Origin of the sequence: Thiorhodococcus mannitoliphagus, assembly GCF_010915725.1 — a bacterium.
Classification (GTDB): Bacteria; Pseudomonadota; Gammaproteobacteria; order Chromatiales; family Chromatiaceae; genus Thiorhodococcus; species Thiorhodococcus mannitoliphagus.
Window position 1 is genome coordinate 1 of record NZ_JAAIJR010000155.1, and the last position, 11,040, is coordinate 11,040.

13 protein-coding genes and 1 pseudogene are annotated in these 11,040 nt (G+C 63.1%); 9 read left to right on the forward strand and 5 right to left on the reverse strand.

Going from position 1 to position 11,040, the window contains the following annotated elements:
• Nucleotides 1–153 precede the first annotated feature (153 nt).
• Together G3480_RS22705 and G3480_RS22710 are read right to left on the reverse strand one after the other, a co-directional pair.
• Nucleotides 154–339, reverse strand: a pseudogene (locus tag G3480_RS22705) (type II toxin-antitoxin system YoeB family toxin); the annotation flags it as partial.
• Nucleotides 320–592 (reverse strand): type II toxin-antitoxin system Phd/YefM family antitoxin, encoded by a 273-nt coding sequence (locus tag G3480_RS22710; RefSeq protein ID WP_164656367.1) that lies wholly within the window; start codon nucleotides 590–592, stop codon nucleotides 320–322. The pseudogene G3480_RS22705 and the gene G3480_RS22710, both read right to left, overlap by 20 nt.
• A gap of 535 nt (nucleotides 593–1,127) precedes the next feature.
• Between G3480_RS22710 and G3480_RS22715 the strand changes: the two genes are divergently transcribed.
• Nucleotides 1,128–1,514, forward strand: coding sequence for a hypothetical protein (locus G3480_RS22715; protein WP_164656369.1), 387 nt, complete (start codon nucleotides 1,128–1,130; stop codon nucleotides 1,512–1,514).
• 39 nt (nucleotides 1,515–1,553) lie between these two features.
• On the opposite strand, the gene G3480_RS22720 is transcribed toward G3480_RS22715, so the two are convergent.
• Together G3480_RS22720 and G3480_RS22725 are read right to left on the reverse strand one after the other, a co-directional pair.
• Nucleotides 1,554–1,811, reverse strand: a complete 258-nt coding sequence (locus G3480_RS22720) for a peptidoglycan-binding domain-containing protein (RefSeq protein WP_164656371.1) — start codon at nucleotides 1,809–1,811, stop codon at nucleotides 1,554–1,556.
• 47 nt (nucleotides 1,812–1,858) lie between these two features.
• Nucleotides 1,859–2,545, reverse strand: a complete 687-nt coding sequence (locus G3480_RS22725) for a hypothetical protein (RefSeq protein WP_164656372.1) — start codon at nucleotides 2,543–2,545, stop codon at nucleotides 1,859–1,861.
• A 690-nt stretch (nucleotides 2,546–3,235) separates the two neighbouring features.
• Between G3480_RS22725 and glyA the strand changes: the two genes are divergently transcribed.
• From glyA to thiL, 8 genes are all read left to right on the forward strand, one after another.
• On the forward strand, nucleotides 3,236–4,492 hold the full coding sequence (glyA, locus tag G3480_RS22730) for a serine hydroxymethyltransferase (protein ID WP_164656374.1): 1,257 nt from the start codon (nucleotides 3,236–3,238) through the stop codon (nucleotides 4,490–4,492).
• An 88-nt stretch (nucleotides 4,493–4,580) separates the two neighbouring features.
• A complete protein-coding gene (gene nrdR / locus G3480_RS22735; protein WP_164656376.1) occupies nucleotides 4,581–5,093 on the forward strand; it encodes a transcriptional regulator NrdR in 513 nt (170 codons plus the stop codon).
• A complete protein-coding gene (gene ribD / locus G3480_RS22740) occupies nucleotides 5,093–6,238 on the forward strand; it encodes a bifunctional diaminohydroxyphosphoribosylaminopyrimidine deaminase/5-amino-6-(5-phosphoribosylamino)uracil reductase RibD (protein ID WP_240905990.1) in 1,146 nt (381 codons plus the stop codon). Before nrdR ends, ribD begins: the two co-directional genes overlap by 1 nt.
• 78 nt (nucleotides 6,239–6,316) lie before the next feature.
• On the forward strand, nucleotides 6,317–6,976 hold the full coding sequence (locus G3480_RS22745; protein ID WP_164656378.1) for a riboflavin synthase: 660 nt from the start codon (nucleotides 6,317–6,319) through the stop codon (nucleotides 6,974–6,976).
• 84 nt (nucleotides 6,977–7,060) lie between these two features.
• Nucleotides 7,061–8,191, forward strand: coding sequence for a bifunctional 3,4-dihydroxy-2-butanone-4-phosphate synthase/GTP cyclohydrolase II (ribBA, locus tag G3480_RS22750; RefSeq protein WP_164656380.1), 1,131 nt, complete (start codon nucleotides 7,061–7,063; stop codon nucleotides 8,189–8,191).
• Between the two features lie 127 nt (nucleotides 8,192–8,318).
• A complete protein-coding gene (gene ribH, locus G3480_RS22755) occupies nucleotides 8,319–8,789 on the forward strand; it encodes a 6,7-dimethyl-8-ribityllumazine synthase (RefSeq protein WP_164656382.1) in 471 nt (156 codons plus the stop codon).
• A 1-nt stretch (nucleotide 8,790) separates the two neighbouring features.
• A complete protein-coding gene (gene nusB / locus G3480_RS22760) occupies nucleotides 8,791–9,282 on the forward strand; it encodes a transcription antitermination factor NusB (RefSeq protein WP_164656384.1) in 492 nt (163 codons plus the stop codon).
• A 17-nt stretch (nucleotides 9,283–9,299) separates the two neighbouring features.
• Nucleotides 9,300–10,256 carry a thiamine-phosphate kinase gene (gene thiL / locus G3480_RS22765; protein ID WP_164656386.1) on the forward strand — a complete coding sequence of 319 codons (957 nt, stop codon included), beginning with the start codon at nucleotides 9,300–9,302 and terminating at the stop codon, nucleotides 10,254–10,256.
• A gap of 327 nt (nucleotides 10,257–10,583) precedes the next feature.
• Here thiL and G3480_RS22770 read toward each other — a convergent pair whose 3' ends face one another.
• A complete protein-coding gene (locus G3480_RS22770) occupies nucleotides 10,584–10,844 on the reverse strand; it encodes a CCDC90 family protein (protein ID WP_164656388.1) in 261 nt (86 codons plus the stop codon).
• Nucleotides 10,845–11,040: the final 196 nt, after the last annotated feature.

Consider the following 11,040-nt stretch of genomic DNA (forward strand, 5'->3'; position numbering starts at 1 on the left):
CGCCTGGCTGAAAGGATTTCGGGCGATTCGTACCCGTTATGTTTGCCAGTTGCAAAACTACTTGGCACTGATTCAGCTGGCTTGCGCAGAAATCTTATTCCGAAAACTCCAAGAAACCTAAAGGTAATGCAAATTCTGTTCCGGATATCCTCTAAGTCGCCTCGACCAAAAGCCAGAAAGATTATGTCGAAGGGCTTCGGGTTTCCCCAAGCCTGCGCTGGGATCGGCGCGCAACATTTCTTTCAAAATTGCGCAAAGATTCTTGTGCATCCGTTTGTCGCGCTGCCGTAGATCCTCGTACACCTCCCATGTTCTACCCTCAAATACCAGTGATCTCATCTAACTGCTCTTTGGTTGGGGCATATCCGGTACCGGCGTTATGGGTAGCACTGGAATCGGCGATCTGGCGCATAAGGCTGGTATTTTGGAGCACGTACAAAGTTTCTTGGTCACGCTCCCAATCCTCAGCACTCATGACCACAAAATCCGAGCCCGTACGGCGTGTTACGCGAAGCGGCATATGTTGGCTAACGACATGTTCAACAAAGCTTTTTAGGCTATCTCTAAATTTGTTTACGGTTGTGGTTTCCATGATCGGGCGCCTTATGCTGTACGGTAACTCCGTACAGTTTAGGAGAAGAGCCCTAGCAATGCCATACACTCGGACCCTTCACTGACTCTGGGCCGGTGATGGCTGGCGTTATGTGCCGTAGGTGAAGTGCGTCCTACTCGACTTTGGCTGTGAAGGTCACGGAGAGAGCGGGGTCAAAATGGGGTCAAGAGAGCGGGGGCAGGTCTTTCGTTTTGACGCTTGCCCCTCTTGAACAATGAAAATGCCGAACGAGAGGCCCGGCTTCGACCACTCTACTCGCTGGCTTCGTGGTCGAGGCCGTGACAGGTGGCCGGGACAGGCTCGGAGATGTGCAAGGGCATTGGTACTGGAGGCAAAGTAAAGAATGGCCGGCAGAAAATCTGTTTTCGCTTGCGTATTGGTTTCTTCGCTGGCTGGAGTCGGCGGACCATCCGCTGCCGCCGAGCCGCCAAATCCGTGCGAACTCCTGACCGCGAAGGATGCGGCGGTCTTCTTTCAAGCGACGGTTGCGGATGGCGCGCTCAGGAGCAGCCTCATGGACGGCGGGCAAAGCTGTCGCTATCACGCTCAGTATTCGAGCGAGCTGCGCGCGCTGAGCCTGAAGGTCGCGACGACAGAGAGCATCAGAGAGGCCGGCATCTTCGATTCGGCTGAAGACGTGATGATGCGGCAGCAACGGGCGCGCAAGGCGAGCGATGATGCCTCTAAGAAGTACCTCGCGCTTTCTGGATTGGGGGACGAGGCCTTTTGGCAGGGAGACAGTCTCTATATCCGCAAGGGTGACGTGCTCCTCGTCATCGACGCAGATCCTACACTCCCTGGTCAGTTCGAAAGCTCGGAAGCCATGCAGGCTGCGAAAACCGAAAAGAGCCTGAGCCTCTCACAGGAGGTCGCCAAGGCAGTCCTTTCGCGACTGCCCTGAAGGCCGGTCGACAGCGGCCGGTCCGCTGGTAGGATCCGCTCAACGTGGCTGTGTTCGGAGCTGGGGCAACGCCATCGACAGGACCGCGCCGACGAGCGCACGGCTGGTCAGCGGCCCGACCAGTCCGTCCGCCTTCAACGCCGAGCGGCCTTGAAACGTGATCACCGCAGCGTAGGTCTTGGGCCCGAAGATCCCGTCCACCGTGAGCGTGGGTGCGGGCCGCTGCACGAGGTTGATGACTGATTGCAGGTCTCTGACCAGTGCTCCGTTGCTGCCGGTTCGAATCAATTGACTCATCGAGATGGCTCCGGGCCGAGGCTCATGGATTGCGTGTGCGGCTGACGTCAGCGCAGCTTCAGTAGTGGCTTGGTCTTTGCGACGCTCACCTGGACGGTCAGGCTCACCGGCAAGCCCGGCGTACCGGCCGACAGACTGACGGCATAACCGAGGAGTCGGCAGTTCGGGGGGATGGTGTAAGGCTTGCTCGGCATGGTGAACAGCAGCATCGCGCCCGCGCCCACGGGAGTCCCGGGGATGTCGATATTGCAGCCGACCCCCCAGGAGACACCCGCGAGGTCGCCGGGTCCGCCGAACAGGAAGGTGTACTGGATGCCGCCGGAAAAGCCGATGTCGGTCCACACCCCGACGCTGCCGCCGTAGTAGACGCCGAACTCGCGCGTGGTCGACCCATAGAGTCCGGCGCCCATGCCAGCGCCTGAGATACAGAAGGCTTCGGCCGAGATGCCAAGCGCTAGGGTTGCGGCTCTGCGCGATGCCGGCGTCAGTCCGACCGGTGTCTGCGCCGGACCTTGAATGTCGACGAGGGGAGGGTGCTCGGCCACCTCGAAGAGGTCTCGGTAGATCGCCAGATCGCTGTCGAAATGCTCGGCGATGGCGAGGGCTGATTTCAGCGCCTCACGCTCTTTCGGCTGGATGTTCTTCGGCCGCGGCGCGGGCGGCAGCGGTCGTCCTTGCGCGCCGACATTGATGCGGTCGACGTCCCAGAGGTTGGCCTGGATGCGTTGAATCATCGGCTGGACTCCAGGTGACGACCTCCGTGCCTCGATTGCCACGGCGCGTGCGAGTCCAGGGATACGGGGTGGATGATCCCCGCAATGCGAGGCTCGGGGGCGATGAGGAAAGCGTGCGATTTCGGCGCGTTATCGACCATCGATCACTCCTCGGCTCCTAACGGGCCGCTCCAGCTTAACGGGCCGCTCCAGCTTAGAGCGTGTCCATCAATTGTTTCCGGATGCGAGCGATCCCGCCCGAAATCCCCCCTCGCCCCCCTTTGCGAAAGGGGGGAAGTTGTTGATGGTCACTTTCTTAACGGGCTCGGATGGCGGGCGCTGCCGTCGAGGCCGTCACGCCTGTTCCGAACGCCAGTGCTCCCCTGAAGAATAACCGATTCGCGACCGGTTGCGAGTCCAAGCGGTCTCTCGAGTTGAATTCCGTGCGTGCGGGGATGGCCGGGTGACTGCGGATGATTGCTTACCCGGGCTCACCCGGCCCTCTTTTACCCGAACTTGCTGATCTCGGCGCGGTCGACGTTGTGGGTTTGCGCGGTCACGGGCTTCTCGTCCGTTGGAGTTTGCGCGGCAGGCTTGTGTCGGCTGCACTCAGCCTCAGTATGGTTTCAGAACCCACCATTCTAAACAAATCGCGACGTAGGCAGGAAAAAACGATAAAATACCCTGCTTTGCGTTGCCAGGGGCAGACTCATGTTCGACAAAACTATGCAGATCAGCGACTACGATCCAGAGCTGTGGACCGCTATCCAGGACGAGGAGCGTCGTCAGGAAGAGCATGTCGAGTTGATCGCCTCGGAGAACTACGCGAGCCCCCGCGTCATGCAGGCCCAGGGCGGGGTGCTGACCAACAAGTACGCCGAGGGCTACCCGGGCAAGCGCTACTACGGCGGCTGTGAGCACGTCGACGTGGCCGAGCAACTGGCCATCGATCGCGCCAAGCAGCTGTTCGGCGCGGACTATGCCAACGTCCAGCCTCACTCTGGCTCCCAGGCCAACACCGCCGTCTTCATGGCCCTCTGTCAGCCGGGCGATACCGTCCTCGGCATGAGCTTGGCCCACGGCGGCCACCTGACGCACGGCGCCAAGCCCAACTTCTCCGGCAAGATCTACAACGCGGTCCAGTACGGCCTGAACCCCGAGACGGGCGAGATTGACTACGACGAGGTCGAGCGTCTGGCCAAGGATCACAAGCCGCGCATGATCATCGCCGGCTTCTCCGCCTACTCGCGCGTGGTCGACTGGCAGCGCTTCCGCGACATCGCCGATGCCGTTGGTGCCTATCTGCTGGTCGACATGGCACATGTCGCGGGTCTGATCGCGGCTGGGGTCTATCCCAGCCCGGTGCAGATCGCGGACGTCACCACCACGACGACCCACAAGACGCTGCGCGGCCCGCGCGGCGGTCTGATCCTCGCGAAGGCGAATCCCGAGATCGAGAAGAAGCTCAACTCCATCGTCTTCCCCGGCATCCAGGGCGGCCCGCTGATGCATGTCATCGCGGCCAAGGCCGTCGCCTTCAAGGAGGCGCTGGAGCCAAGCTTCAAGACCTATCAGGAGCAGGTCGTCCGCAACGCCAGGGCCATGGCCGAGGTCTTCATCGCGCGGGGCTACGACGTCGTCTCCGGCGGCACCGACGATCACCTCTTCCTGGTGAGCTTCATCGCCCAGGGTCTGACCGGCAAGGATGTGGACGCCTGGCTGGGTGACTCCAATATCACGGTCAACAAGAACGCCGTGCCCAATGATCCGCAATCGCCCTTCGTGACCAGTGGGATTCGCGTCGGCACGCCGGCCATAACGACCCGAGGCTTTGGTCTCGATGAGGTGACCGATCTGGCGGGCTGGATGTGCGATGTCATCGATGCGCGCGGTGACGCCGGGGCAATCGCTGATGCCAAGGCGAAGGTCCTGGATCTCTGCAAAGGCTTCCCGGTCTACGGACGCTAGTGCTTGTGAGTCTATAAGGTCAGCAGATGGGCGTCTGACAGGTCGCTCATCGCTGACAACCGTCCACTGACAACTGTCCACTTAGCCCATGCGCTGTCCCTTCTGCGGTGCTCAGGATACGAAAGTGGTCGACTCGCGCCTCTCGGGCGAGGGCGATCAGGTGCGTCGGCGCCGCAAGTGTGTCGTCTGCAGCGAGCGCTTCACCACCTACGAATCCGCCGAGCTGAATTTGCCCCGCATCATCAAGCGCGATGGCAGCCGGGTGCCCTTCGATGGCCGCAAGCTGCGCTCGGGCCTGATGCGCGCGCTCGAGAAGCGGCCGGTCAGCACGGATCAAGTGGATACGGCGCTGGCGCGCATCCAGCGGCGCCTCATGTCTACCGGGGAGAGCGAGGTCGAAGCCCTGCGCATTGGCGAAATGGTGATGGATGAGCTGCGCCAGCTCGATCAGGTGGCCTATGTGCGCTTTGCCTCCGTCTATCGGCACTTCGAGGACGTCGATGCCTTCCGTGAGGAGATCGAGCGACTGGAGCGGCAGCCGACACCGGAGGAGGCGCGCCAGCAGCTGGATCTGCTCGAGGACCTGGAGCCAAAGCCCTGATGGATGCGCGACGTCCCGGGTCTGAGCAAAGCGCAGACCTGGGTTACATGGCAAGGGCGATTCAGCTGGCCGAGCGCGGTCGCCTCACCACGGATCCCAATCCGCGCGTCGGCTGCGTGCTGGTGCGCGACGGCGAGATCGTCGGCGAAGGCTGGCACCGGCGCGCGGGTGAGCCTCACGCCGAGCGTTTCGCCCTGGTCACGGCGGCTGAGCGCGCGCGCGGCGCCACGGCCTATGTGACGCTTGAGCCCTGCTGTCATCACGGCCGCACCCCTCCCTGTACGGACGGCCTGATCGCGGCGGGTGTGGCGCGTGTCGTCTGCGCCATGGTCGATCCGAATCCCCTCGTCGCCGGCCAAGGTTTGGCGCAGCTGCGCGAAGCGGGCATCGAGACGGAGACCGGCCTCATGGAGGCCGAGGCACGCGCGCTGAATCCAGGCTTCGTCAAGCGCATGGAGCAGGGTCGGCCCTATGTCCGCTGCAAGCTGGCGGCGAGTCTCGACGGCCGCACCGCCATGGCGAGCGGCGAGAGCAAGTGGATCAGCTCGGAGGCGGCGCGGCGGGATGTCCAGCGCTTGCGCGCCCGCAGCTCCGCGATCATGACCGGGATCGGAACCGTCTTGGCCGACGACCCGAGCCTGAATGTCCGCCTGGATCCCAGCCAGCTCACGGGGATGGACGCTGAAGATCCGGTTCGCCAGCCGCTGCGCGTCGTTGTGGATACGTTCTGGCGCATGCCGCCGATGGCGCGCATGCTCGCGTTGCCGGGCGAGACGCTCGTCGCCGGTGCAGAGCATCTGCCGGAGCGCGCCGCTGCACTTGAAGCAGCGGGCGCCCAGGTCGTTGTCTGCCCGCGGCATCTGGGGCGCGTCGATCTCCCGGCACTGATGGAGACGCTGGCGCAGCGGGCGATCAATGAGGTCTTGCTCGAAACCGGTCCAACGCTCGCGGGCGCCGCAGTCAGCGCTGGCCTGGTGGATGAGATCATTCTCTATTTGGCGCCGCATCTCATGGGTCAATCCGCCCAAGGGCTGTTCGATCTGCCCTTGGTCGAGGCCATGGCCGATCGCGTGGCCCTGGATATCTTGGACGTCCGACGTGTCGGGCCGGATCTGCGGATCAGCGCGCGTCCCTGTCTGGAATGAGCCGGCCCAGGCTGGCTTGGCGGGGCAAGCTTGTTCACCCTACGAAGCCGGAGGGGCTCGAAGAGGAGTCTTGGGACCATGTTTACAGGCATCATCCAATCCGTTGGTCAGATCCAGCGGCTCGAGCCGCGCGGCGGTGATGTGCGACTCTCCATCGCAACGGGCAAGCTCTCGCTGGAGGAGGTGGTGCTCGGTGACAGCATCGCGGTCAATGGGGTCTGTCTGACTGCGGTCGAGCTGACGGGCCAGGGCTTTGCGGCGGATGTCTCGCGCGAATCGCTGTCGCTGACGACCTTGGGTGGTCTTGGGGCGGGTAGCCGCGTCAATCTGGAGAAGGCGCTGACGCTCTCGACGCCGCTGGGCGGGCATCTGGTGAGCGGCCACGTCGACGGAGTCGGGACGCTGCTCGAGCGACACGAGGATGCCCGCTCGTGGCGGCTGCGCATCCAAGCCCCAGACGAGCTGGCGCGTTATATCGCACACAAGGGCTCCATTTGCGTCGATGGGGTCAGCCTGACCGTCAATGCGGTTGAAGGCGCGGTCTTCGAGCTGAACATCGTGCCGCACACCCTTCAGGAGACCATCATCGGCGACTATCGTCCCGGGACGCGCGTCAATCTGGAAGTGGACTTGATCGCACGCTACTTGGAGCGCCTACTGCTCGGCGAGCAGGCGGCCAATGCCAAGTCCTCCGGGGTGACCTTGGAGTTTCTCGCCGAGCACGGCTTCGTGAAGTAGAGCGGTTTCAGTCGGTCGCGGTTTCAGTCGGTCGCGTGGCAAGTCTTTCTGCAAATCTTTCTGTAAGTCAAAAGTAGTTTTTCTATGACCAGTCCCGGGCTCAATAGCACTGAAGAGATCATCGAAGACCTGCGCCAAGGCAAGATGGTCATCATTATGGACGACGAAGACCGTGAGAACGAAGGCGATCTGCTCATGGCCGCGGATTGCGTGACGCCGGAGGCGATCAACTTCATGGCCAAGTATGGTCGTGGTCTCATCTGTCTGACCCTGACGAAGGAGCGCTGCGAGCGGCTGCGGCTTCCGCTGATGGTCAACGACAACCAGGCCGCGCACTCGACCGCCTTCACCGTCTCGATCGAGGCCGCGCATGGGGTGACGACAGGTATCTCCGCCGCCGACCGCGCCACCACCATCAAGGCGGCAGTCGCCAGCGAGGCCGGTCCCAAGGACATCGTCATGCCGGGGCACATCTTCCCGATCATGGCGCAGCCCGGCGGTGTGCTGGTGCGTGCCGGCCATACGGAGGCCGGCTGTGATCTGGCGCGCATGGCGGGCTTCACGCCGTCGTCGGCCATCGTCGAGATCATGAACGAAGACGGCTCCATGGCGCGGCGCCCCGACCTCGAGGCCTTCGCGCGCACGCACGACATCAAGATCGGCACCATCGCGGATCTCATCCACTACCGTGTGCGCAACGAAAAGTCCGTGCTGCGGGAATGCACCTGTGAGCTGCCGACCGCGCACGGCGATTTCAATCTCGTGGCCTATCGCGACAGCATCGACAGCGAGATCCATCTGGCGCTGACCTTTGGCGAGATCAGTCCGGATCGTCCGACCCTGGTTCGGGTGCACCTGCAGAACAGCCTCTGCGACCTCTTTGGGACCACGCACAACGCCTGCGGCTGGCCGCTGCAGGACGCGATGCGCAAGGTTGCCGAGGAGGGCGAGGGGGTCATCGTGGTGCTGCGCAATCGCGACAACTCGCAGGATCTCCTTGCGCGTCTCAAGGATTTCCAACTCCATGACAGCGAGGACGAGGTGCCGGTGCGCCGTCAGGACGGCAATCAACTGCGCACCTACGGCATTGGCGCCCAGATTCTCGCCGACCTGGGGGTGCGCAAGATGCGCGTCATGAGCGCGCCCAAGGCCATGCACGCCATTTCCGGATTCGACCTGGAAGTCGTCGAGTACACCGGCGGCAAGGCCGGCTAGGGCGTCGCGGCGTGCTGGCGAGGACTGGTCTGCGGCCGTGGCGATCCTGATCGCGGTGTGTTCCATGCGCCTTTTTGCTTTCAATCCCAAGCCTGTGGCTTGATCGACGCTGACTTCATTGAAACCTATGACAATTAAGACCATCGAAGGCGCGATGCGCGCCGACAACGCGCGGTTCTGCCTGGTCGTTTCGCGCTGGAATAGCTTTGTGGTAGAGGCCTTGGAGAAGGGTGCCATCGACACACTTGTGCGCCACGGCGCGGCCCCCTCCGACCTGACGATCGTGCGGGTGCCGGGCGCCTTCGAGATGCCGGTGGCGATCGAGCGCATCGCCAAGAAGGGCGGCTATGACGCCATCATCGCCTTGGGGGCTGTCATTCGAGGCGGCACGCCGCATTTCGAGTATGTGGCTGGGGAGTGCGTCAAGGGCATGGCCCAGGTCAGTCTCAAGTACGCCTTGCCCGTGGCCTTCGGCGTGCTCACGGTGGACAGCATCGAGCAGGCCATCGAGCGCTCCGGCACCAAGGCGGGCAACAAGGGCGCCGAGGCGGCCATGTCCGCGCTTGAGATGGTGGACCTTCTGAGGCAGATCGACTGAGATGATAAATCCGCGCAGTCAATCGCGCCGCTATGCGGCGCTCGCGCTCTACCAATGGCGTCTTACTGGCGAGGACCCGGCGCAGATCAAGCGCAACCTGCTCGATGACCCCGACTGGCTGCAAGCCGTCGCGGCATCGCTCAACGGGGTCGATGAGGATGAGCTGCTGGATGCGAAGGAGCGCTTCAACTTCAACCTCGAGCTGCTCGACGAGCTGTTGGCCGGCGTCCCCGAGCACATCGAGGAGATCGACGCCAAGCTCGACCAGTTCCTGGACCGACCGATCAGCCAGGTAGACCCGGTCGAGCTGGCGATCCTGCGTCTTGGCGCCTACGAGATCCTCTTCGCCGACAACATTCCCGATCGCGTCGCCATCAACGAGGCCGTGGAGCTGACCAAGCTGCTGGGTGCGCACGAGGGGCATCGGTACGTCAACGGCGTGCTCGATAAGATCGCCCGCCGACGCTCGGGGGACATGGACCGTCGCGTTTAGCTGCCGGAGTCCGACGCGTGTCCGAGTTCGATCTGATCCGACGCTACTTTGCGGATATCGGACCGCCGCGGTCGGATACAGCATTGGGCGTTGGCGATGACTGCGCCCTGCTCGAGATCCCGCTCGGCCAGACGCTGGCCGTCAGCATCGACACCCTGGTCTCGGGGGTTCATTTCCTGCCGGATTGCGATCCCGAGTGTCTCGGGCACAAGTCGCTCGCGGTGGGGTTGAGCGATCTCGCCGCCATGGGGGCGCAGCCAGCCTGGTCGACGCTGGCGCTGACCTTCCCGGCGGCCGAGGAGGCGTGGATCAGCGCCTTCAGTCGCGGCTTTGCCCGACTCTCCGATGCGCACGGCATGCGCCTGGTGGGCGGCGATACCACGCGGGGGCCGCTCAGTGTCACCGTGCAGGTGCACGGGCTCGTCCCTGCCGACGCCGCGATCCGGCGCTCCGGCGCACGTCCGGGGGACCGCGTCTACGTCAGCGGCACGCTCGGCGATGCCGGTCTAGCGCTGAGGCGGATGCTCGCCGGAGAGGGCGTCGACGCCAGCCTTCGTTCGCGCCTCGAGTGTCCTGAGCCAAGGGTTCGGCTCGGGCAAGGTCTGCGCGGGCTCGCCTCGGCCATGATCGATGTCTCGGATGGCCTGGCTGCCGACCTGGGCCATATTCTCGAGGCGTCAGGCGTCGGTGCCGAGATTGAGCTGGCCCGTTTGCCGCTGAGCCCCTTGGTTGCCGAGGTGGTCCAAGGCACTGGTGACTGGTCACTGCCACTCTCGTCGGGTGACGACTATGAACTGTGCTTCTGCGTGCCCCAGAGGCATGAGGAGCGCGTCGAGGCTGTCGCCCAGACCGCGGGCTTACCGCTGACCCTGATCGGCACGCTGTCCGCAGCCCCCGGACTGCGCTTGCGATTGCCAAACGGCGATCGCCTAGAGACTGAAAGGACGGGGTACGACCACTTCTGCAGCGACTAACCTCCAAACGCGTCAAGTTATTCCGGAGAAGGTACCTGATGTGTGACAAGGGTCAGGTCTCGTATTGTCGCAAACCAAGACAGTTGACCAGCGCTCTCATCTCGCATGGGCCGCGCGGTCAAGCAGCGACGGGCCACGTTTTCTCCTTCTCCTCGTCGATGGACTCACGCCGATGAGTATGCGAGGTCATGTTGGAGAGCGCGCCTGAAACTGCGATTTGGACGGCTCTGACCATGAATCAACGATCGTGCATGAATCTGGTTGTTACAAGACGAGACCTGACCCCTGTCTCCTGATGCCGCGCGCCCGGTCTTGGGTGTCAACGCCTCACAGCAGCTTGACCAGGGCGGCGATCAGCGCCGCCTGGGCGATCAGAAGCCCGGCGACCCACTTGATCATGTCTGATTTCGCCTCGTGAATGTCCGCTTTCAGGGACAGTTCCAGCGTGCGCAGATCGCTCTTGGTTGCCAGTTCTTCGCTGGTGGCGTCCCGAAACGCCTCGGCAAAGGCTTCCGCCTGTGTCTCGGGCAGGCCAGCCTCCTTGAGCTTGCGGGCGAACTTGAGGGTGTCGAAGGTGATGGTGGTCATCGGTCGGTCTCGCGTGGCTGCGTGCTGACAACATGGCGCGCCGGGTCTTGGGTGTCAACGCCTCAGACGCCCAGCTCCTCGTGCGACGAGGGTCAGGTCTCGTATTGTCGCAAACCAAGACAGTTGACCAGCGCTCTCATCTCGCATGGGCCGCGCGGTCAAGCAGCGACGGGCCACGTTTTCTCCTTCTCCTCGT